Below are 22,391 nucleotides of genomic sequence, written 5' to 3' on the forward strand. Positions count from 1 at the left end.
CGACCATTCTTGCAGCGTGCACGGGTCGTTCGAGGGCCACGACGCCCTACGACAGCGTCTGGAGCTGGGGCCAGATCTGGGCCCAGGTTCCGATCTTGCCCGTGCAGAGCCAGATCGAGAGGTTTCCGTCCTTGATCTTCCGCACGTTGGTGAAGTGCTGGCGAATTCCTGCGGGGTCTCCGACGAACACCACGGAGTCGACCTGCTCGTCGGGTGGGCCGAAGTAGCCGTAGCCCCGGTGCGGGCTGTAGGTCTCCGGAAGTTCGTATCGCGTCCGTTTGACTTCCAGCATGGACGCGACGATGTAGTTGTGACCCACCACCGCGGTGTGCGCCTGCTGCTCCGGTGGCAGCGCGGTGAACGCGGCTGAGGTGTCGCGGGCGAGCGCGGCGGAGGTTGGCATGCCGAAGGAGCTCGCTATCAACGTGGAGGCCCACATCATGTAACCGGCCAGCGCCACGGACACCGCGTAGGGGAACCAAGCCGTCCACCCCCAGCGGGACGGTTTGGCCTCCCGGCGGCGCTGCAGCGCCACCAGCCCGGCCGCGATCGCCACGCCGTACATCCCGATCAAGTAGTAGGGGCGCGCGGCGGTGGCGACGAAGAAGGCGTACATCAGGATCGAGGCGACCGCGAAGAACCGGTACGGCCGCAGTTCAGCTGAGCGGAACAGCTTCCACAGTCCGATCAGGAACAGCGCCGCACCTGCGACGCCAGCGTGGAGCACCAGCGTGATGGCGGTGCCGCTGCGGCCGCCGGACAGCAGGGGGGATTCTTCGGCCACGACCACACCCATCTGCAACTGCGGCCAGCCGTGCTGGGCCTGCCACAGCACCGTGGGCGCGGCGATCACGAGCGCGATGCCGACCCCGCCCCAGAACATCGGGCGGCGCAGGATGTCGCGCGACCCCACCAGCAGCACGCTGATCAGCAGCGCCGCGCACAGGATCGCCACCTGGAACTTCGTTTGCATCGCCACACCGAGGACGAGCCCGAACACCAGCAGCAGCCGGTCGTCGCCGTCGCCCTGCTCGCGCAGCCGGATCCAGCGCACCAGCAGCCAGCTGAGCACCAGCCACTGCAGCGGTTCGAAGGTGTACGGGGTGACCCAGTGGCCGACCAGCGCGATCCACATCCCGGTCGCACCGGCGCCGGCGGCGAGCACCTGCGCCCGGCGGTCCCCGCCGAACTCGCGGGCGAGCAGCGCGCACATCACGACCGCTGCGGCGGTCGCCAACACCGCTGGCAGGCGCAGCACGACCATCGAGCCCGGTGCGATCCAGTCCATCGCCGCCGCGATCAGCGGCGCGAGCGGCGGCTGGTCGACGTACCCCCAGTCCAGGTGGTACTTGCCCGCCGCGAGCATGTAGACCTCGTCGATCCAGTAGTCGCCGAGCGCGCTCATCACGAGGTGCGCGACGGCGACCAGGCCGGCGATGGTGAGCACCGGCCACTTGGCCAGCGGCCGCAACCGGGATTCGACCGGCGGCCGGGGTTGCGGTTCGAGCACGGCGGATTTCATGGTTCCCCCAAGGTGTTCCGGCGAGGACTGGATCCATTCAAGCCGGGGACGGTCCCGGGAGAACACTGCGCTTGGTAGGGCGTGCAGGAGGCGAAAGTCGTCTCCTCGCCAGGGCCGGTGCAACTTTCGTCTAGGCCTCGTTCGACGACGGGTGGTTTCCGGCCGATTTACCGCGTGTCGTTGTCTACCGTGTTCCAGGTGAAGCGCCCGCTGTGGCGGCTGCTGTGGAACGACAAGCGCGAGGCCGCGTTCGACGTGGCGCTCGTGCTCGGACTGATTCTGCTCGGCCGCGTGATGCTCGTGATGTACCCCTCCGACACCTCGCCAGAGGCGTACGACTGGATCGGCGGGCTCTGGCTGAACGACGTGATCATGACGTGCCTGGACGTCGCGCTGCTGGCGCGGCGGCGCTACCCGATCGTTCTCATGTCGCTCGTCACGGCGCTGGCGCTCCTGCAGCCGCTGATGGTCGAGTTCGGACCAGGACCGCTGCTGTTCATCAACCAGGAGTCCGACCCGTGGCTGCCCGGGCAGACGCCGTGGGCGGTCTACGCCGCCGTCGTCTACACCTCGGGCCGCCCGTGGAAGTTCTTCGCCTGGGATCTGATCAGCATCACCGCGCTGGTCAGCGTCCGGCCGTGGGGCGACCCGGCGAGCGATGCCGTTGTCGGGGGCGTCATGTGGACCGTCTTCCCGGCGCTCCTCGGGCTCTACGTGAGCGCGCGCCGCCGACTGGTGAGCGCACTGCGGGAACGGGCGGAGCGCGCAGAGCGGGAGCAGGAGCTGCTGGCAGAGCAAGCGCGGGCGGACGAGCGGACCCATCTGGCCACCGAGATGCACGACGTGGTCACGCACCGGGTAAGCCTCATGGTGCTGCAGGCCGGAGCGTTGGGAGTGGCGGCGAAGGATCCGGAGATCCGCCAGGCCGCGGAGGAACTGCGCAGCAGCGGTTGCGAGGCGCTGGAGGAGCTGCGCGACCTGGTCGGGGTGCTGCGGCGCGGTTCGGCCGAGCGGGAGGAGCACCTCGAGGTCGCCCCGCCGGCTGATCTGCCGGACTTCGCCGAGCTGATCGGGCAGTCCGAATCGGTCGGAGTGCCGGTGGAGTTCACTGTGGACGGTGATCCGCGGGCGGTGTCCGCCGCAGTCGGTCGAACCGCCTACCGCGTGGTGCAGGAAGCGCTGACCAACGTGCACAAGCACGCGTTCGGCTCCCGGGTGAGCGTGCGCCTGCTGCACAGCGACGACCGGTTGCGCTTGGTGGTCCGCAACACCGAGCCACCGGACCGGGCGGCGCCGGACCTGGCCGACAGCGGCTCCGGAACGGGGCTGCTCGGACTGCAGCAGCGGGTCGAGCTGGTCGGTGGCACGTTCCGGGCCGGACCTGTTGCCGAGGGCGCGTTCGAGGTCGATGTGATACTCCCGGCGTACGTGCCAACCGGGGAGGCGGACGGCGATGAGTGAGCCCATCCGGGTCGTGGTGGTCGACGACGAGCCGATGGTCTGCGCGCACCTCCGCACCATCCTCGGTTCGGCGCCGGACATCGAGGTCGTCGACGACGCGCAGGACGGGGCGGCGGCGGTCGAGTCCGTGGTGCGGCACCGGCCGCGCGTGGTGCTGATGGACCTGCGGATGCCCGGCGTCGACGGGCTGACCGCCATCGAGCGCATCTGCAAGCTGCCCGAACCGCCTGCGGTGGTCGCGCTGACCACGTTCGACGCCGACAAGTACGTGCTGCGCGCCCTGCGCGCCGGGGCCGCCGGGTTCCTGGTCAAGTCGACACCGCCGGGGGACCTCATCGGACTGGTGCGGGTGGCGGCCGACGGGCACACCGTGCTGTCCCAGGAAGCGAAGAAGCGGCTGCTGGCGGCGTCGGGCGACGAGCAGAGCACTCGGCATCGGGCCGTCGAGCTGGTTCGGGAGCTGACCGAGCGCGAGGTCGAGGTGCTGACCTGCTTGGGGCGCGGGCTGTCGAACGCGCAGATCGCCGAGCGGCTGTACCTGTCCGAGGCGACGGTGAAGAGCTACGTGTCCCGGCTGCTGGTGAAGCTGACCTGCTCGAACCGGCTGCAGGCCGGACTGCTCGCCTACGACGCCGGATTGGTGCCGCGCTGAGCCTCCGGGTGCGTGATCTCACCGGGGTTCACCCGGGTGGCGGTCGAATAGGTCCGACCTCGTGAACTCCCGGGCCTGCCGAGACCGTTCGGTTCGCATTCGGTCAGCGGGCTAGGCCGAGAGATTGAACGATCAATGGAGGCAAGCTCCACCGATTGGCCCTGGAATATTCCACCAGAAATCAGATACACCAGAGGCAGCGCGTTCCGCACGAGGCGGTCGGGGCCTCGGAGCGCGCCTGCCATCGGTTCGGGGATCGATGGCACCACCGGTCGGAGGGGTCCGGCCGCGGTTGGGGGCGTCCCCGGCGCAGTTCGGGGTGCGCCGGGGACGCTTCTTTCCGGGAAGCGTCCGCTTCGGACTGTTGCTGATTTCGGTTGCGCCGCAACGCGAACGGTGAATTGACGCATCGGTGTCGCCCGGTTGTCCAGCAGCTGAACTGGCGAAACGCCTTGTCGGACTGGTTAAAACGGCAAATTCCGATCCTTCCCGGTCGGTGCCGCCGCCTATATCGTTCGATTCGAGTTCGTCGCTGTGTGTAACCGGTCGGTGGAGGCAGGCCACCGAGTTTGGTGTGCAGCGGCCGATTTCCGCACACGAGGAGAACACGATGGTCGATGCCCCACGTCGCCTGGCCCGGTTCGCCGGAGTCACCGCGATCGCCGTCGCAGCCCTTTCCGCGGCTTCCGTCGCGCAGGCGCAGCCCGCGCAGCCGACGGACGTCAACCCCTACGTCGTCGGTGGCGAGGACGCCGACATCGCCGACTACCCGTTCACCGTCGCGCTGGTCACCCCGGAAGGTCAGCAGTTCTGCGGTGGCTCGCTGGTGGCCCCGGACAAGGTGCTCACCGCGGCGCACTGCACCACCGGCTCGAAGCCGGAGGAGATCAACGTGGTCAGCGGCCGCACCGAGATGAGCTCCCAGGACGGGACCGTCTCGAAGGTCACCAACATCTGGGTGCACCCGGAGTACCAGGACGCCACCCAGGGCTTCGACGTCTCGGTGCTGACGCTCGAGGCGCCGGTGCAGGAGGCCCCGATCGAGCTGGCCACCGCTGACGACGCCGGTTACGCGCCGGACTCCCAGGCGACCATCCTCGGCTGGGGCAACACCACCGAGGGCGGCCAGCAGGCGGACCACCTGCAGAAGGCCGTCGCGCCGGTGACCTCCGACGACACCTGCAAGGGTGCCTACGGCGAGTACAGCCCGGACTCGATGGTCTGCGCCGGTGTGCCGGAAGGCGGCATCGACTCCTGCCAGGGCGACTCCGGTGGCCCGCTGGTGGTGGACAACAAGCTGATCGGTGTCACATCGTGGGGTGAGGGCTGCGCCCGTCCGGGCAAGCCCGGTGTCTACTCCCGCGTCGGCGCCTACCACGACGAGATCCAGGAGCAGATCGGTTCGTCGGCCACTCGCTGACCGAACCACCTGACGAAGAGGCCGCGGGAAACCCCCGCGGCCTCTTCGCTTTTCGACGTCCCGAACCTGGCTCCCCGCCCCGGGTTCCGCTCGGGGACACGCAATTTCAATGAGGTTTTTCCAGGCTCGTTTTGCGTGGCGGTGCGGGTGGCGGAACCTCAGACGCCGCCTGGCTGCGGAAAAACGCTCAATGGAAGTCAGACGTCTGATTTCCATTGAAATTGCGAATTTTCTCCACAGGCGAGGGGACTTGTCCACAGGCGCCGGCATGCGGACCCCGACACTCCCACGGTTCGACGGTTCGGATGATCGGTCACTGCGGGCGGAGCCAGATCTTCAGGTCCAGGGACGGGTCGGTGTGTTCGGTGGAATCTGGTGCGGGGGAGGGTGATTCGGTGATGGAGGTGGCCAGGACTGCGGCGGCGATCTCCTCGGCGTGGTGGAGCAGTGCCTCGCGGAGCTCGCCGGTGGCGCGCCAGTGCAGGGTGATTCGGTCGGTGATGTCGAGTCCGTCCTGCTTGCGGCAGTCCTGAACGAAGCGGATCACCTCGCGGGCGAGGCCGGCTCGTTCGAGTTCCGGGGTGATCGAGGTGTCCAGGGCGATGGTCACGTCGCGCTGGGACTCGACCACCCATCCGGTTCGCGGCACTTCGCTGATGAACACATCTTCGCTGGTCAGCGGTTCGAGTTGGCCGTCCACCTCGATTGTTGCGGTGCCAGTGCGCAGGTCGCGGGCCAGTTCGGCGGGGTTTGCGGCGGTGACCGCGGCCGCCGCTTGCTGGGTGCGGTTGCCGAATCGGCTGCCCAGCGCGCGGAAGTTCGGTTTGACCGAAACGTCCAGCACTTCGCCCGCCGATTCCAGCGGTTCGATGCGACGCACGTTGAGCTCGTCGGCGAGATCGGCGATCAGTTCGGGCGGTAGCGATGCGCTGACGAGCGCCCGGCCCAGCGGCTGCCGCACCTTGATCCTGCTGCTCTTGCGCGCCGCCCGGCCCGCTTCCACCAACTGGCGTTCGATGTCCACAAGGGACAGGAGTCGGTCGTCGACGAGACGGAGGTCCGCGCGAGGCCAGGTCGCCAGGTGTACCGACTCCGGCGAATCCGGGGCTCCTGGGCGGACTACGTCCTGCCAGACCTGCTCGGCGATGAACGGCACGAACGGCGCGAGCAGTCTGGTCAGCACGTCCAAGCAGTCGTAGAGGGTGCGCAGGGCGTTGGGGTCGCCGTCCCAGAAGCGCTGCCGCGAGCGGCGGACGTACCAGTTCGACAGGTAGTCGACGAACTCCGCCAGCGCCCGGCCGGCACCGGCCGTGTCGTAGTCCTCCAGCCGCGCGTCCACCTCCGCGGCCAGCCGGTGGAGCTGCGCCAGCACCCAGCGATCCAGCACCGGGCGTTGCTCGGGCGGCGAGGCGTCGGCCGGGATCCAGTCCACCAGCGCGGCGTAGCGGCTGAAGAACGACGCGGTGTTCCAGTAGGTCAGCAGTACCTTGCGAACGATCTCGCGCAGCGGTGCGTGCCCGACGCGGCGTGCTGACCAGGGCGATCCCGAGCAGAGCATGAACCATCGCAGCGCATCCGCGCCGTGCTCCTCCATCAGCGGCAGCGGTTCCAGCACGTTGCCGAGGTGCTTGCTCATCTTGCGGCCGTCCTCGGCCACGATGTGTCCCAGGCAGACGACGGTCTCGTAGGCCGAGCGGTCGAACAGCAGCGTGCCGATCGCCATGAGCGTGTAGAACCAGCCGCGGGTCTGGTCGATGGCCTCGCAGATGTACTGAGCCGGGTAGCTGCGGGCGAGTTCCGCGACGCTGCCCTGCTGGTGCGGGTAGCCGAGCTGGGCGAAGGGCATCGAACCGGAGTCGAACCACGCGTCGACCACCTCGGGCACCCTCGCGGCGGACTTCCCGCAGGTGGGGCAGGGGAATTCGATCTCGTCGAGGTGCGGCCGGTGCGGGTCGAGCTCGGTGAGGTCCTGGCCGGTCCGCTCGCCCAGCTCGCTGCGGGAACCGATCGGCGTGACGTGGCCGTCCGGGCACCGCCACAGCGGCAGCGGCGTACCCCAGTAGCGCGTCCGGGACAGCGCCCAGTCCACGTTGTTGTTCAGCCAGTCCCCGTAACGACCGTGCTTGACGTGCTCGGGATACCAGTCGGTGCGCTCGTTCTCGCGCTGCAGGGCCTCGCGGATCGCGGTGGTCCGGATGTACCAGGACAGCTGCGCGTAGTACAGCAGCGGCGTGTGGCAGCGCCAGCAGTGCGGGTACTGGTGCTCGAAGGTGTTGTAGCGCAGCAGGAGACCGCGGTGCTGGAGGGCTTCGATCAGCACCGCATCGGCGTCCTTGAAGAACATCCCGCCGACCAACCCGACGTCGGCGTTGAACCGGCCGTCGGTCCCGACCGGGTTCACCACTGGCAGGCCGTTCTCGCGGCAGACCGCGAGGTCGTCGGCGCCGAAAGCGGGAGCTTGGTGCACCAGTCCGGTGCCGTCCTCGGTGGAGACGTACTCGGCGAGCACCACGCGGTGCGCGTCCGGGATGTCCACCAGATCGAACGGGCGCCGGTAGCGCAGTCCTGCCAACGAGGTGCCCGGCAAGGTCGCAAGCACCTCGCCGTCGGTTCCGAGCACCGATTCGACCAGCGGTTCGGCCACCACGAAGGTGCCCTCGACGGTGCGCACCACCTGGTAGTCCACTGCCGGATGCACCGCGACGGCGGTGTTGGACACCAGTGTCCACGGGGTGGTCGTCCAGATCAGCACGTCGACGTCGTGGTGCCCGGCGAGTGGCTCGTCCAGGGGGAACCGCACGAACACCGACGGGTCGTGCGCCGGTTCGTAGCCCTGGGCGACCTCGTGGTCCGACAGAGTTGTCTGGTCCCGAGGGCAGTACGGGGCCACCCGGTAGTCCTCGACCAGCAGGCCCGCGTCGAAGATCCGCTTCAGCGCCCACCACACGCTGTCGACGTAGTCCGGCGACATCGTCCAGTACGCGGCGGACAGGTCGATCCAGTAGCCCATCCGCCGCGTGACGGTCTCGAACTCGCCGACGTAGCGCTGCACCGAGGCTCGGCAGCGCGCGTTGAACTCGGCGATGCCGATCCGCTCGATGTCGGGCTTGCCGCTGATGCCGAGTTCCTTCTCGACGGCGAGCTCCACGGGCAGTCCGTGGCAGTCCCACCCGCCGCGGCGCGGCACGTTGCAGCCCTTCATCGTCTTGAACCGCGGGAAGACGTCCTTGAACACCCGCGCTTCGACGTGGTGCGTGCCGGGCACCCCGTTGGCGGTGGGCGGGCCTTCGTAGAACACCCAGCGCGGGCCGTCGGCGGTCTGAGCCAGGCTGCGTTCGAACACCTCGTGCGCATGCCACCACTCGATGAGCCGCCGCTCCATCGCGGGCAGGTCGATCGTGGGCTCGAGCGGGCGGAACGGAGATCCGGGCTGCTCCATCTCCACATGCTCACACCGCGCGGGCCCGCCTACACCACGAGCGCGAAACCGCCCGGTTGAGCCGCGTGGAGGAACTGCGCGGCTGCCACGCGCCCGCTGTACTGTTCAGTAGGCCGCAGGAGTCGATGCGGTGGAGGAGGAAAGTCGGGTGAAGTCGGAACCGGCCACGGGTGAACCAGCGGGCAGCGGGCCCAACGTGGTCAAGTCCGCCGACCGCGCGCTGGTCATCCTTGAACTGCTCGCCCGCGGGCGGCACCGGCTCAGCGACATCGCCGAGACGCTGCGGCTCCCGCTGTCCAGCGTGCACGGGTTGCTCGGCACCCTGGTGCACCGCGGGTTCGCCGAGTTCGACCAGACCACCCGCACCTACGGGCTCGGGCTCAAGGCGTGGACCGTCGGCCAGGGCTACACCGGGCACCGCGACATCGTCGGCCTGGCGCTGCCGCTGATGGAACGGCTCGCGCAGGAGACCGGGGAGACGGTGCAGCTGTCCCGCCTGGACGGCATCGAGAACGTCTACATCGCCATCGCCGAGTCGCCCCAGCCGATGAAACTGGTGTCCGCTGTGGGCATGCGGTTGCCCGCGCACGCGGACGGTCTGGGCAAAGCGCTGCTGACCGGTCTGCCGCAGGACGAGCTGGCGCGCCGCTACCGGGGAGTGGAGCTGGAACGCTTCACCGCGAACACTGTGAGCGAGCTGCCGGAGCTGCTGGCCGAGGTCCAGGAGGCCCGTAGTCGCGGTTACGCGGTTGACGACGAGGAGTACATCGTCGGCTGCCGCTGCGTGGCGATGCCGGTGCACGACCACTCCGGTGCGGTGGTCGCCGCGCTGTCGGTGTCGGCGCCGACGCCCCGCTGCGGCCCGAACTGGACCGAGGACACCCGAGATCCACTGTCCAAAGTGGTCGAATCGATCGAGCGGCAGCTCCGCAGCTGATCCGGCTCAGCCGAACTGGACTGAGCGTTTGGCCAGACCCATCCAGAAGCCGTCGATGGCCACTCGTTGCGCGGTGAGGTCGTTGCCTGCTGCGCCGAGCGTGACGAACAGCGGGGCGAAGTGCTCCGTGCGGGGGTGTGCGAGCTGTCCTGCCGGGGCCTTGTGCCGGAAGTCCAGCAGGGAGTCGACGTCGTTGGCCTCGAGCGCCTGCCGTCCCCAGTCGTCGAACTCCACCGACCAGCTCGGCGTGCCCGGTTCGCGCAGCGCCGAGAGGTTGTGGGTGAAGAATCCGCTGCCCACGATCAGCACGCCCTCGTCGCGCAGCGGTTCCAGCGCCCGGCCCAGGTGCATCAGCCGTTCCGGTTCGAGCGTCGGCATCGAGATCTGCAGCACGGGCACGTCGGCGTCCGGGTACATCTCCACCAGCGGCACGTAGGCCCCGTGGTCGAGGCCGCGGTCCGGGATGTCGTGCACCGGGGTGTCCGGGCCGCGGAGCAGGGCGCGCACCCGGTCGGCCAGTTCCGGTGCGGCGGGGGCGGCGTACTGGACGGTGTAGTAGTGCGCGGGAAAGCCCCAGAAGTCGTAGACCAGCGGAACGGTGCTGGTGGCGCCGATGGCCAGCGGGGCCTCTTCCCAGTGCGCCGAGATGATCAGGATCGCCTTCGGTTTCGGCAGCTGGGCCGACCAGTCGGCGAGCTGGCCCGGCCACTGCGGGTCGTCGGCCAGCGGTGGGGCGCCGTGGCTGAGGTACAGGGTGGGCATCCTGGTCATCACGACCTCCTCGTTCGAATTTGAACTACCTCGACCATAGCTGGTCGTTCAAATTTGAACAAGCTAGGCTCGGGGCATGGCTGAACCGCGCTGGCTGGACGACGAGGAGATGGCGACCTGGAACGCCTTCGTGGAGGCGAGCAACCTGGTCGCCCGCAAGGTCGAGCAGCAGCTGCGCGAGCAGGTCGGGCTGTCCCACCCGCAGTACGAGATCCTGGTCCGGCTGTCCGCGGCGCCCGGCGGCGAGCTGCGCATGACCGAGCTCGCCCAGCTGGTGGTGACCTCGAAGAGCGGCCTGACCTACCAGGTCACCCAGCTGGAGAAGGCCGGTCTGGTGCGGCGTCGCACCTGCGAGTCCGACGACCGCGGGGTCAACGCGCTGCTGACCGACGCCGGCCGGGAGAAGCTGCGCGCGGCGGCGCCCGGGCACGTCGAAGTGGTGCGCGCGAACCTAATCGACGTGCTCGACCGCGATCAGCTGCGCGCCGTCGCGGCCGGCCTCGGCGAAGTCACCCGCCACCTGCGCAAGTCCGGCTGAGCCTTTTCATCCTGTCTGGCCTGCGACCGCGAAGCACGACCGGCACCGTGCGGTGAGGGTCGCATGCGCCACAGGCGCATAGCCGATTTCGGCCCCCGGACGGGTCTTGCTTCGGCGCGTCTTCCAGTGGAAGGTCGTAGGGCTGCTGAGCCGCGCTGGCCGCACCCGGCCTTGCTGGTGACGTCTCGGCAGCACGTGTCGAGACGAAGGAGTGAGATGAGGTTCCTGCGATTGGGCCCCGTCGGGGCTGAGCAACCGCACGTGGCAGACGACCAGGGCCGGCTGTTCGATCTGCGCCCGATCACCGCGGATGTGGACGGGCCGTTCCTGGCCGGTGGCGGCGTCCAGCGGACTCGGGAAGCGCTGGCCGCCGGTGAGCTGCCCGCCGTCGACGATGCCGGGGACGGCAGCGGCCTGCGGGTGGGTGCGCCGATCGCGCGGCCGATGGCCGTGCTGTGCATCGGCCAGAACTACGCCGCGCACGCCGCCGAGTCCGGTTCGGCGCCGCCCGAAGTGCCGATCCTGTTCTTCAAGCACCCGAACACGGTCGTCGGACCGAACGACGAGGTGCTGATCCCGCGCGGTGCCGAGCAGGTCGACTGGGAGGTCGAGCTCGGCGTGGTGATCGGTCGCCGGGCCCGCTACCTGGAAAGCGCGGAAGAGGCGCTGGACTGCATCGCCGGATACGTGGTGGCCAACGACGTTTCCGAGCGCGCCTTCCAGAAGGAGCACTCGGGCGGGCAGTGGTCCAAGGGCAAGTGCGCCGAGACCTTCAACCCGATCGGGCCGTGGCTGGTGCCCGCCGACGAGGTCGCCGATCCGCAGGCGCTGCGGTTGCGGACGTGGGTCAACGGCGAGGTCCGCCAGGACTCCAACACCGCGGACATGATCTTCGGCGTCGCCGAGATCGTCCGGCACCTCTCGCAGTACATGACGCTGGAGCCGGGCGACCTGGTCAACACCGGAACCCCGGAAGGCGTGGCGATGTCCGGGAAGTTCCCGTACTTGGCGGCCGGTGACGTGCTGGAGCTGGAGATCGACGGCCTGGGCCGCCAGCGCTTGCAGCTGAAGTCGGCCTGACGCGTGGAACGGCCCGGCACTCTCGGAAGAGCGCCGGGCCGTTCGTATATCCAGTGTCGACCCCCAGGGCGACGCTGGCCTTTGGGTCAGGCCGCGAACTTGCGGGCCTTCGCGTAGCGGCCGTTCGCCGGAAGCCAGGCGAGGACGATCGCGAGCACCGCCGTCGCCATGCCGAGGAAGCCGAGGCCTTGCTCGATCGGCAGGCCGACCGCGATACCCAGGATCAGGTGCGGCAGCAGCGAGAGCACAGCGAAGATGGTGACCAGGACGCGCGCCCAGGTCGCACCATTCATGGCCAGCAGCGTGAACAGCAGCAGCGGGAGCACGAAGACCAGCACGACGATCGACTTCAGCATCATCTCCGTGCTGGCCGCGGCGATGATGTCGTCCCAGAAGCCCATGCTCTTGAGGGTTTCGATGGCGTCGCCGGAGGATTCACCACCGGTCAACGACAGCAGCTCGTCGATGCCCATCGACTCGGGATCGGCGCTGATCAGGTCCGTCGCGTACTGCTCGGCCAGTGCCGTGCCGCCGGCGATCATGTGGATCGCGGCCGCGATGCCGGAAAGCGCCGACACCGCACCGGCGATGACGAACGCCAGCAGCGTGCCGGGGCGCTTTAAGCTGACCGGGGCCAACTGCGGGGGAGCGGTCTGTTGGTACGTCACGACTGGGTTTCTCCTTGCCAGGGAATGAGAAAAGGGGGTGTCGAGAGGATCTGCGGCACCGGCACCGGAGTTGGCCGCTCCCGGCGGCCGGGGTGTTCGTGCGGATCGCCGAGCTGGTGGCCGGGGTGGCCACCGCGCGCCGTCGGCGATCCACGACTTGCGCAGTGCGGGCCCACGCGCTGCGCAGGAAGCCGTTGTTCGACGTCGCGCCAGGGGGGGCGGCACGACGGTGGTGCTGCACATGGTGCTGCGAATCCTCTCCGGGGCAGGCAGCGGCTCACGCATCCGCGTACCTGCGATAGTGCGAACTGCCCCGAATACGCCGATCGGTCTAACCGAACCGGGGCGGTCACGGAAGGACCGCCGTTGGGGACGAAGCAGATCATTGCACCGCTGTCGCAGGGATTTCCAGCGATTCGCAGAAGAATTCCGCAGATCATTTGTGCTGGAGTGTGGATCAGTTCGGCGCACTACACTTCGGCGCAATAGGAGGAGACCGAAAGGTTGCATGCCGTGCCGTTAGTCGGAACCGCCAGTCTGTCCGCGAGCGACCTGCGCAGTCGATTGCTCGAATCCCCAGGAGCTCTGCTCGACACCACGATGGACCAGTTGCGCACGTTGGTGCTGGTGCACGAGGTCGGAACGGCGCTGGCGGCAGCGCGTTCGCTGGGGCGCGAGCAGTCCAGCGTGCAGAAGCAGATCGACACGCTGAACCGGAACTTCAAGCAGCTGTGCGGTGAACCGCTGGTGATCAAGCAGGGGCGCGGGAAGAACGTGCTCTTCACCGATTCCGGAGAGGCCTTCGTGGAGATCGCGCGGAACACGTTGCGCGACTGGCTCGACGGCGTGCACGAATCGCGACGACTGCGTGGCGAAACGATTACTGTCGGCACCACTCGGTTCACTCTCGGGTTTCTCGCCAATGCCGGAGAGCACGTCGCGAAGGAATTCGCCGAGCACGGCGTGGAGTTGCGGGTGACGCACTTGCGAACTCGCGAGCTGATCGGTGCATTGCGGACGAAGCAGGCGGATCTGGTCTGCGGCAGCGTGCTGGTCGGGGGAAACGAGAACGCGCTGGCCGATGTGGACGTGCTGGAGTGGCGGCGCAGCGGGCTGAGCTTGGTGACGAACTTGTCCGTGGAACAGTTGCCGAACCGGCCGATGCTCGCCAGCCAGCTGCACTCGCTGCCGCTGGTCATCCCGGCCAGCGGGCTGATCTCCGGATTCCTGCGCGGTTGGTTCGGTTCCGACTACCGCGAGAAGCTCGACATCGCCGCGGAGATCGACGACGTGCGCTACGGATTCGACCTGCTGCGCTCGGAACTGCTGCACGGCTGCATGATCGTCACCCGCGGGGTCGGGGAGGCGGCCGACGACGGGCGATTACCGGAGGGTCGAGGGCTGCGCACAGTTGACCTGGTCAACGACGTGGGACCGAAGATGCACGTGCTGGTGGGGGCTTTCACCCGGCGCGGCGAGCGGCAGAGCTACGGCGCCGACCATCCCCTGAACCTGCTTTGGCGGGCACTGGAACTCGAGAACGCCAAGTGGAAGCGCGGTGAGCACCGGCCTGCGGTGGCGTCTTGACGTCCGATGCGCCGTTCGGGGCAAGGTGAACGTGAATGTCTTTCAAATTCGGTGCGCGGTGGCTAGCGTCTGGGTCGCGAAGATCGACCGAGAGGACCTGGCATGCTGCGTCCCACTGCCGCCCTTGCAGCCGCGGCCGCGACCGCATCCCTGCTGGTCGCGCCGCCCGCCTCGGCTGAACCGGACCCTGTGCCGGACTACTGTCGCGAGCAGTGCCACCACGTCCTCCCACCCGGCCAGAACGGCAACGCCACCTTCGCCGAACTCGTCGCGCACATGCTGCTGGGCGTCCGCCCGCCGCACTCCGACGACCAGATGGCGAAGTACGACGCGCTCGTCGGCGGCTACTCGAAGCTGACGACGGGCACGATCGAGGAGTTCTTCAACGACAACTCCTTCGGCGTGCGGCCCGACGACGTCGAGAAGACCTACCAGCCGCGCGAGGACGTCACCGTCGTCCGGGACAAGACCGCGGGCATCCCGCACATCTACGGGACCACGCGCTCGGGCACCGCGTTCGGCGCGGGCTACGCCGCCGCCGAGGACAAGCTGTTCCTGATGGACGTGATGCGCCGGGCCGGGCGTGGCGAGGTGACGCCGTTCGCCGGTGGTGCGCCGTCGAATCGGCAGCTGGAGCAGCAGTTCTTCGCGGCTTCGCCCTACACCGAGCAGGAGTTGCAGCAGCAGATCGACTCCGTTGCCTCGCAGGGTGAGCGCGGCCGGCGGGCGCTCGAGGATGCGCAGTCCTATGTGGACGGAATCAACGCCTACGTCGAGCAGTCGTACCAGGGGCGTTACTTCCCCGGCGAGTACGTGGCCACCGGGCAGGTCGATGCGATCACCAACGAAGGCCGCATCGAGCCCTTCAAGCTGACCGACCTGGTCACGCTGGCCTCGCTGGTCGGTGCCCAGTTCGGCGGGGGTGGCGGCAACGAGGTGCAGAACGCGGTCGCCCGGATGTCGCTGCACGAGCGGTTCGGTCCGGAGCGCGGTGAGGAGATCTGGGCGGCGTTCCGCGCCGAGAACGATCCAGAAGCGATCAGCACCATCCATGATGGACAGACGTTCCCGTACGGTGAGGCGCCGGAGAACCCGGAGGGCGTGGTGCTGCCGGATCCCGGTTCGGTGGTCGAGCAGCAGCTCGTCTTCGACCCCACCGGCTCGGCGGCTCAGCCCTCGGAACCGGCCGCCCGGGCGGAGAGCAGCAACCCGCCGCCGACCACCGATGATCCGGTGGAAAGCCTGCGCGGCATCTTCGACGACGGCGTGGTCCCGGAGGGGATGGGTGAACCGCGCGGCATGTCCAACGCGCTCGTCGTTTCCGGCGCGCACACCGAGAGCGGCCACCCGGTGGCAGTGTTCGGACCGCAGACCGGTTACTTCTCGCCGCAGCTGCTGACCTTGCAAGAGCTGCAGGGGCCGGGGATCTCGTCCAAGGGCGCCTCGTTCGCCGGGCTGAGCTTCTACACCTTGCTGGGGCGTGGCCAGGACTACGCCTGGAGTGCCACCACCGCGTCCCAGGACCTGATCGACACCTACGCCGTCGAGCTGTGCGAACCGGATGGAAGTCCGGCCACGGTCGACTCCAACGCGTACCGGTTCCGCGGTGAGTGCGTGCCGATGCAGACGGTCGAGCGCGAGAACGCCTGGAAGCCGAATCTCGGTGACAGCACTCCCGAAGGCTCCTACCGGTTGGTGTCGTTCCGGACCAGCTATGGCCCCGTGACCCACCGGGCCACCGTCGACGGCAAGCCGGTCGCGTTCGCCCTGGCGCGCTCGACGTTCCTGCACGAGGTGGACTCGATCATCGGGTTCCAGGAGTTCAACGACCCGGGCGCGATCACCTCGGCGCAGGACTTCCAGCGCGCGGCGCACGACGTCAACTACACCTTCAACTGGTTCTACGCCGACGCCACCGACACCGCCTACTTCAACTCCGGCGCGAACGTGGTGCGCAAACCGGTGGTCGACCCGAGCATGCCGATCGCCGGCGACCCGGCCTACGAGTGGGACGGCTGGAACCCGGCCGACAACACCGCCAGCTACACCCGGTTCGACCAGCACCCGAACTCGATCAACCAGGACTACTACACCAGCTGGAACAACAAGCAGGCGCCGGGAACTGCGGGCGCCCGGGCGGAGAAGAACGCGGTGCAGCGCGGCGACCTGCTCGACTCCCGGGTCCGCGAACGCATCGAAGCGGGCGGCAAGTTCAACCGCGTGACGCTGACGCAGGCGATGGCCGAAGCGGGCGTGACCGACTTGCGCGCTGAACGGGTGCTGCCGGACCTGCTGCGCCTGATCGACCGCGAACCGATCACCGACCCCGAGACCGCAGCGCTGGTCGACCAGCTCCGGACCTGGCTGGCCGACGGCGGCAGGCGGGTCGAGACCGAACCGGGCAGCCGCCACTACGCGCACGCCGAAGCGATCGAACTGCTGGACGCGTGGTGGCCGCTGCTGGTGCGCGGCCAGTTCGAGCCGTCGCTGGGCGCCCCGGCTTACGACGCGCTGACCGGGATGATGCAGATCAACGAGTCACCCTCGGGTTGGCAGAACGGCGAACCTGGGCTGCACGTCGGCCAGGGCCACCAGGGCTCGTCGTTCCAGTACGGCTGGTACGGGCAGGTGTCCAAGGACGTCCGCGCAGCGCTGGGCGATCAGGTGCCAGGCGGGTTCGGCGAACCGCTGTGCGGTGGCGGTGACCCGGCGGCGTGCCGCTCGATGCTGCTGGACACCCTGCGCCAGGCAGCGGAAACCCCGGCGGGCCAGACCTACCCGGGCGATGCGGACTGCGAGCCCGGCGACCAGTGGTGCGCGGACGCGGTGATCCACAGCAAGATCGGCGGCATCGCCCAGGACAAGATCAGCTGGCAGAACCGACCCACCTACCAGCAGGTCGTCGAGTTCCCCGCCCACCGCTGAGTTCTGCCTGGTCATGGCTCGTGAGTCTTTTGGGTTGCTGCGGCGACGCAAAAGACTCACGGGTGCCTAGCAGGCGGAACGTGGTTCTGGAAGTCGTTGTGGGGTAGTTGGTCTCAGCCTTGCTCTTCTGTGGCCGGTGAGGTTGCGTGGGAGCATCGCGGTGTCGATGTTGGGGAGGTTGCTGTGGGCGATCTGGGTGCTGTGCTGGGGCGGATCGGCGACATCCGGGACGATCTCACCGGGCTCTACAAGGACTTGCACGCCCATCCCGAGCTCTCCTTCGCGGAGCACCGCACCGCTACCGAGGTCGCGCGGCGCCTGGAGCAGCTCGGCCTGGAAGTGACCACGGGCGTGGGGCGCACGGGTGTTGTGGGCGTGCTCCGCAACGGTGACGGCCCGACGGTGCTGCTGCGCGCGGACTTCGACGCGCTGCCGGTGCAGGAGCAGACCGGGCTCGACTACGCCAGCACGCAGCGCGGCACCGATCTGGACGGCAACGACGTGCCGGTGATGCACGCCTGCGGCCACGACATGCATGTCACCTGCCAGCTCGGCGCCCTCGACCTGCTGGTCAACTCCCGCGAGCAGTGGTCCGGCACGATCGTGGCGGTGTTCCAGCCGGCGGAGGAGATCGGCGGCGGGGCGCGGGCCATGCTCGACGACGGTTTCCTGGACCGCTTCCCGAAACCGGACGTCTGCCTGGGCCAGCACGTCTTCCCGTTCCCGGCCGGCACCGTGGGCATGGTCAGCGGTCCCAGCATGTCGGCGGCCGACGGGCTGAAGATCACCATGTTCGGGCGCGGAGCGCACGGCTCGCAGCCGGAGAACGCCATCGACCCGGTGGTGATGGCCTCCGCGACGGTGATGCGCTTGCAGACCGTGGTCTCCCGCGAGGTCTCCGGCCGCGACACGGCCGTGGTCACGGTCGGTTCGATCCGTGCGGGCACGAAGGACAACATCATCCCGGACCAGGCCGAACTCCGGGTCAACATCCGCAGCTTCGACGAGAAGGTCCGCGAGCGGGTGATCGAGGCGGTCAAGCGCATCGTGCGCGCCGAGGCAGCGGCGTCCGGGGCCGAGAAGGAACCGGAGTTCGAGCGGCTCGCGGACTTTCCGGTGCTGGTCAACGACCAGGAAGCGACCGAGCGGACGGCGAAGGGGATGCGCGAGCAGCTCGGCGCGGAGCGGGTGTTGGCGATCGACCCGGTGACCGGCAGCGAGGACGTCGGTCTGTTCGGCACGGAAGCCGGCGTGCCGACCTGCTACTGGTTCTTCGGCGGCGTCGAGCGGGGCAAGTACCTGGCGGCCCGCGAAGCGGGCACCCTCAGCCGGGACGTCCCGTCCAACCACTCTCCGTTCTTCGCCCCGGTGATCGAACCAACCATGACCACCGGCATCACCGCGATGACCACAGCATCCCTCACCTGGCTCAGCACCCGCTGACACAGGAACCGGGAGGGCGTGATCTCGCGAGGAACCACGTGCAATCGAGTTTCGCTTGGCGTCGGCTCGAGCTACGGGCCAAGAGCCAATGAGCAATGGTTGTACGAAGTACAGCAAGTCCTACGGCCGCCCGGACCGGGCGGCCGTAGTTGTTTCCGGTCAGCTGATCAGGGGTTCGAGGAGGGTTTGGACGAGGTTGTCCGGGGTTGGGTTGGGGGTGTCGGTGAAGTGGGTCAGGAAGGCGCTTTGGAAGCAGGCGCCGAGCAGGAGTGCTGCTGCTGATTCCGGATCCACGTCCCGCTTGAGCGCTCCCGCCTGCTGCTCGGCTGCGAGGTAGGCCGCGAGGGATTCGCGGATCACGTGCGGGCCCATGCCTCGTTCCCGCAGGACTTCGCGGTGGGCGGAGAGCAGCGTCGGCTCGGAGAACACCGAGGCTCCCATCGGGAACGTTTCGGTGTAGAACTCGATCGCTTCGGTCGTGACCTTCTCCAGGACGGCTCGCAGTTCTCCGCGTCCGGCGCGTTCGGGCAGACCGGTGAGCAGAGCGCGGAGGTTGCCCGGAACGCGTTCCTGGAGCACCGCGAGGAACAGGTCGGTCTTGTCGCGGAAGTGCTTGTACAGCGCGGCTTCCGAGAAACCGGACTCCTTGGCGATCTCCTTGGTGGTGGCGCGGGCCAGGCCGCGCGTGCGCATCACGTGCGCGGCGGCGTCGAGCATCCGGTCGCGGGTTCCCACGGCGGCCCCTCCGTTGACAAGTTGGTGAGTGCTCGCTAACTATAGTAGTTAGTAAGCACTCACCAACCAAGGGGTGGAACGATGCGGATCACGATCTTCGGCGCAACCGGCGGCACTGGGAAGCAGCTGATCGAGCAGGCCTGCGCGGCTGGTTATCAGGTCACGGCGGTGGTGCGGGACCCGGCGAAGGTGACCTTCAAGCACCCGGAGCTGACGGTAGTCCGCGCCGACGTCATGGATCCGGCGGACATACGCCCGCACATCGCCGGTCGGGACGCCGTCATCTCGGCGATCGGCTCGTCCAACGTGAAGGGGCCGACGACGGTGCAGACCGACAGCACAGCCAGCATCCTCAAGGCGTTGGACGAGGCTGAAGTCCGCCGGTTCCTGGTGGTCAGCAACAGCGGCATGATCACCGAAGGCGACGGTGCGCTGACCAAGCACCTGGTCAAGCCGATCCTGTGGCGCTTCCTGAAGCACCCGTGGACCGACATGGGGCACATGGAGGAGGTCGTGCGGGCCAGCGGCGCGGACTGGACGATCCTCCGCCCGCCGATGCTCACCAAAGGCCCGCGCACCGGCCGCTACCGCACTGCCGTCGACCGAACCGTCCGCGGCGGCAACAAGGTCTCCCGCGCAGACCTGGCTGACTGCATCCTCCGAAACCTGGCCGACAACACCTCGATCCGCACCGCGATCGCCATCGCCAACTGACGTCGGAAGTCCAAGGCACACAACAGAATTCAGCTAAAGCCGCATGAATATCGTCATCGTCGGAGCCACCGCATGGTCGGCTCGCACGTGACCACCGAAGCCGTCCAGCGCGGGCACCCCGATTCCGACGGCGCATCCCGGATTTCCGTGGAGGATCTCGCCGTGGCGGTCCTCGACGAGTTGGAGAATCCGGGCGACGCCAAGCACTTCACTGTCGGCTAGTGAGCTGGGGTGTCAGTTTTGCCCATAACAGCCAGCGGTCAGAACCCGCGGCGGTGCAAGCGTCGAGGGAGCTATGCGCCTTCGGCGCGTCAAAGGCAAAGGATCAAAAACAGGCACTGGAACAGGGGCGATGGAGGACCGGAGCTGTCCTGGAAGGTTCGTAGCGTTCCGGGCATGCCGAGCACAGCAAGCATTCGCCCCTTCCGCATTGACGTTCCGCACGCTCAGTTGGACGACCTCCGGGGCAGGTTGGCCAACACCCGGTGGCCGGACGAGCTGCCCGGGGTCGGGTGGAGCCGGGGCGTTCCGGTGGACTACCTGAAGGAGCTCGTCGAATACTGGCGCACCGGTTACGACTGGCGGGCGCACGAGGCGGAGCTGAACGAGCACCCGCAGTTCACCGCCACCGTAGACGGCCAGAACCTGCACTTCCTCCACGTGCGCTCGCCGGAACCGGACGCCACGCCGATGCTGCTGCTGCACGGCTGGCCGGGCGGGGTGGTCGACTTCCTCGACGTGATCGGCCCGCTGAGCGATCCGCGAGCGCACGCCGGCGATCCGGCGGATGCCTTCCACCTGGTGATTCCGTCGCTTCCCGGCTTCGGCTTCTCCACGCCGCTGGCCGGTCCGGGGATGAACGCGGCGCGGATGGCTGGGATCTTGCTGCAGCTCATGGCGCAGCTCGGTTACGAGCGGTTCGGTGTACAGGGCTATGACGCCGGTGCGTGGGTCGGTCCGCAGCTCGGGCAGCAGGATCCGGAGCGGGTGCTGGGCATCCACCTCAATGCGCTGCTCACGTTCCCGGCCGGGGTCGAGGGCGAGCTGGACGGGCTCACCGAGGTCGAGCAGCAGCGCTGGGACTCGATGCAGAACTTCAACGACGGATACCTGCAGTGCAACGCCAAGCGGCCGCAGACCGTGGCCTACGGTCTGCACGACTCACCGGTCGGTCAGCTGGCGTGGATCGTGGAGAAGTTCAAGGAGCTAACCGAGCCTGCGGACGGACTGCCCGAGGACGCCGTCGACCGCGACCGCATCCTCACTGACGTCACGCTCTACTGGCTGACCGGCACAGCGGCCTCGGCAGCGCAGATCTACTACGAGGAGATCTCCGCAGCCGACTGGAGCGGCGGTGACTGGGCGCCGCAGCGCGGGACGGTGCCGACCGGTGTGCTGGTGTCCGCCCACGACGTGACCATCCGCCGCTGGGCGGAGCGCGACCACCACGTCGTGCACTGGACCGAGCTGGGCGAAGGCGGGCACTTCCTGTCGATGGAGGCGCCGGAAGCCCTGGTCGAGGACGTCCGCACGTTCTTCCGCAAGCTCCGCTGACCCATGGCCGAACTCCCGTTCGATGTCGAAGTGGTGTTGCTCCGATCGGGTTGGGCGAGGTGGGGAGGAGTGGCAGGATTTCGGGGGTGACCAGTGCATCCGATGTGCAGCTTCGCGATCTCGCGCTGCTGCGTCGGGTTCGTGATCGGATCGACCGGGAGTACGCCCAGCCGCTGGACGTCGAGGCGCTCGCCCGGGGCGTCGGCATGTCCGCCGGACACCTCAGCCGGCAGTTCCGGCGGGCCTACGGCGAATCGCCCTACAGCTACCTCATGACGCGGCGCATCGAGCGTGCGATGGCGTTGCTGCGGCGCGGAGACCTCAGCGTCACCGACGTCTGCTTCGAGGTCGGCTGCTCGTCGCTGGGCACCTTCAGCACCCGCTTCACCGAGCTGGTCGGCATGTCGCCCAGCCGCTACCGGCGCGAGGCGGCGGAGGCGACCGCGGGGATGCCGTCCTGCGTGGCCAAGCAGGTCACCAGACCGATCAGGAATCGAGAAGCGCGGGCGCCCGGCCAGCCCTAGCGTTGCCAGCATGAACATCACGATTTCCGAAGCCTTCCTCCCGCACGAGGACCCCGAGGCCACGCTGGCCTTCTACCGGGACACCCTCGGCTTCGAGGTCCGCAACGACGTCGGCTACGGCGGCATGCACTGGATCACGGTCGGCCCGCCGGGGCAGCCGGGCACGTCGATCGTGCTGTACCCTCCGGCCGCCAGCCCCGGCATCACCGACGACGAGCGCCGCACCATCGCCGAGATGATGGCCAAGGGCACCTTCGCCATGATCAACCTGGCCACCCCGGATCTCGACGGCACGTTCGAGAAGCTGCAGACCGGCAACGCGGAGATCGTCCAGGAACCCACCGAACAGCCCTACGGCCGACGTGACTGCGCAGTCCGCGACCCAGCGGGCAACCTGATCCGAATCAACGAGCTGCGCTGA

The 22,391-nt window shown here is 68.3% G+C and carries 19 protein-coding genes; 14 read left to right on the plus strand and 5 right to left on the minus strand.

Annotated elements, in window-relative coordinates; genetic code table 11:
- Nucleotides 1-46: 46 nt before the first annotated feature.
- The gene (locus tag ACWCO2_RS30465; protein WP_450131234.1) at nt 47-1,510 is read right to left on the minus strand and encodes an ArnT family glycosyltransferase; all 1,464 of its coding nucleotides are present in this window, start codon (nt 1,508-1,510) and stop codon (nt 47-49) included.
- A 210-nt stretch (nt 1,511-1,720) separates the two neighbouring features.
- On the opposite strand from ACWCO2_RS30465, the gene ACWCO2_RS30470 reads away from it, so the two are divergent.
- From ACWCO2_RS30470 to ACWCO2_RS30480, 3 genes are all read left to right on the plus strand, one after another.
- Nucleotides 1,721-2,983, plus strand: a complete 1,263-nt coding sequence (locus ACWCO2_RS30470) for a sensor histidine kinase (protein WP_450131235.1) — start codon at nt 1,721-1,723, stop codon at nt 2,981-2,983.
- Nucleotides 2,976-3,635, plus strand: coding sequence for a response regulator (locus ACWCO2_RS30475; RefSeq protein ID WP_450131236.1), 660 nt, complete (start codon nt 2,976-2,978; stop codon nt 3,633-3,635). Before ACWCO2_RS30470 ends, ACWCO2_RS30475 begins: the two co-directional genes overlap by 8 nt.
- Before the next feature lie 610 nt (nt 3,636-4,245).
- Nucleotides 4,246-5,055 (plus strand): S1 family peptidase, encoded by an 810-nt coding sequence (locus ACWCO2_RS30480; RefSeq protein WP_450131237.1) that lies wholly within the window; start codon nt 4,246-4,248, stop codon nt 5,053-5,055.
- Nucleotides 5,056-5,368: 313 nt separating this feature from the next.
- Here ACWCO2_RS30480 and ileS read toward each other — a convergent pair whose 3' ends face one another.
- A complete protein-coding gene (gene ileS, locus ACWCO2_RS30485; RefSeq protein WP_450131238.1) occupies nt 5,369-8,494 on the minus strand; it encodes an isoleucine--tRNA ligase in 3,126 nt (1,041 codons plus the stop codon).
- Between the two features lie 148 nt (nt 8,495-8,642).
- Between ileS and ACWCO2_RS30490 the strand changes: the two genes are divergently transcribed.
- Nucleotides 8,643-9,431, plus strand: coding sequence for an IclR family transcriptional regulator (locus tag ACWCO2_RS30490; RefSeq protein WP_450131239.1), 789 nt, complete (start codon nt 8,643-8,645; stop codon nt 9,429-9,431).
- A 6-nt stretch (nt 9,432-9,437) separates the two neighbouring features.
- On the opposite strand, the gene ACWCO2_RS30495 is transcribed toward ACWCO2_RS30490, so the two are convergent.
- The gene (locus ACWCO2_RS30495) at nt 9,438-10,202 is read right to left on the minus strand and encodes a dioxygenase family protein (RefSeq protein ID WP_450131240.1); all 765 of its coding nucleotides are present in this window, start codon (nt 10,200-10,202) and stop codon (nt 9,438-9,440) included.
- Nucleotides 10,203-10,278: 76 nt separating this feature from the next.
- On the opposite strand from ACWCO2_RS30495, the gene ACWCO2_RS30500 reads away from it, so the two are divergent.
- Nucleotides 10,279-10,740, plus strand: a complete 462-nt coding sequence (locus ACWCO2_RS30500) for a MarR family winged helix-turn-helix transcriptional regulator (protein ID WP_450131241.1) — start codon at nt 10,279-10,281, stop codon at nt 10,738-10,740.
- A 216-nt stretch (nt 10,741-10,956) separates the two neighbouring features.
- The gene (locus ACWCO2_RS30505; protein ID WP_450131242.1) at nt 10,957-11,820 is read left to right on the plus strand and encodes a fumarylacetoacetate hydrolase family protein; all 864 of its coding nucleotides are present in this window, start codon (nt 10,957-10,959) and stop codon (nt 11,818-11,820) included.
- Nucleotides 11,821-11,906: 86 nt separating this feature from the next.
- Here ACWCO2_RS30505 and ACWCO2_RS30510 read toward each other — a convergent pair whose 3' ends face one another.
- Nucleotides 11,907-12,488, minus strand: coding sequence for a hypothetical protein (locus tag ACWCO2_RS30510; protein WP_450131243.1), 582 nt, complete (start codon nt 12,486-12,488; stop codon nt 11,907-11,909).
- A gap of 513 nt (nt 12,489-13,001) precedes the next feature.
- On the opposite strand from ACWCO2_RS30510, the gene ACWCO2_RS30515 reads away from it, so the two are divergent.
- The 3 genes from ACWCO2_RS30515 to ACWCO2_RS30525 all read left to right on the plus strand — a co-directional run bounded on the left by ACWCO2_RS30515 (nt 13,002) and on the right by ACWCO2_RS30525 (nt 18,443).
- Nucleotides 13,002-14,075: a LysR family transcriptional regulator gene (locus tag ACWCO2_RS30515; RefSeq protein ID WP_450131244.1), complete on the plus strand. Its 1,074-nt coding sequence runs from the start codon at nt 13,002-13,004 to the stop codon at nt 14,073-14,075.
- Nucleotides 14,076-14,177: 102 nt separating this feature from the next.
- On the plus strand, nt 14,178-17,000 hold the full coding sequence (locus ACWCO2_RS30520; RefSeq protein ID WP_450131245.1) for a penicillin acylase family protein: 2,823 nt from the start codon (nt 14,178-14,180) through the stop codon (nt 16,998-17,000).
- 183 nt (nt 17,001-17,183) lie between these two features.
- Nucleotides 17,184-18,443 (plus strand): amidohydrolase, encoded by a 1,260-nt coding sequence (locus ACWCO2_RS30525; protein WP_450131246.1) that lies wholly within the window; start codon nt 17,184-17,186, stop codon nt 18,441-18,443.
- A 159-nt stretch (nt 18,444-18,602) separates the two neighbouring features.
- On the opposite strand, the gene ACWCO2_RS30530 is transcribed toward ACWCO2_RS30525, so the two are convergent.
- Nucleotides 18,603-19,178, minus strand: a complete 576-nt coding sequence (locus ACWCO2_RS30530) for a TetR/AcrR family transcriptional regulator (protein WP_450131247.1) — start codon at nt 19,176-19,178, stop codon at nt 18,603-18,605.
- 81 nt (nt 19,179-19,259) lie between these two features.
- Here ACWCO2_RS30530 and ACWCO2_RS30535 point away from each other — a divergent pair, with 81 nt between their 5' ends.
- The 5 genes from ACWCO2_RS30535 to ACWCO2_RS30555 all read left to right on the plus strand — a co-directional run bounded on the left by ACWCO2_RS30535 (nt 19,260) and on the right by ACWCO2_RS30555 (nt 22,391).
- Complete coding sequence (locus tag ACWCO2_RS30535; RefSeq protein ID WP_450131248.1) at nt 19,260-19,892, plus strand: NAD(P)-dependent oxidoreductase; 633 nt, start codon at nt 19,260-19,262, stop codon at nt 19,890-19,892.
- 72 nt (nt 19,893-19,964) lie between these two features.
- Nucleotides 19,965-20,114: a hypothetical protein gene (locus ACWCO2_RS30540; protein WP_450131249.1), complete on the plus strand. Its 150-nt coding sequence runs from the start codon at nt 19,965-19,967 to the stop codon at nt 20,112-20,114.
- Nucleotides 20,115-20,288: 174 nt separating this feature from the next.
- Entirely contained in the window at nt 20,289-21,446 is a 1,158-nt protein-coding gene (locus ACWCO2_RS30545; protein WP_450131250.1) for an epoxide hydrolase family protein, read from the plus strand.
- A gap of 86 nt (nt 21,447-21,532) precedes the next feature.
- Entirely contained in the window at nt 21,533-21,970 is a 438-nt protein-coding gene (locus ACWCO2_RS30550) for a helix-turn-helix transcriptional regulator (protein ID WP_450131251.1), read from the plus strand.
- 10 nt (nt 21,971-21,980) lie between these two features.
- Nucleotides 21,981-22,391, plus strand: coding sequence for a VOC family protein (locus tag ACWCO2_RS30555; protein WP_450131252.1), 411 nt, complete (start codon nt 21,981-21,983; stop codon nt 22,389-22,391).

The organism is Saccharopolyspora sp. NPDC002376 (assembly GCF_053593195.1).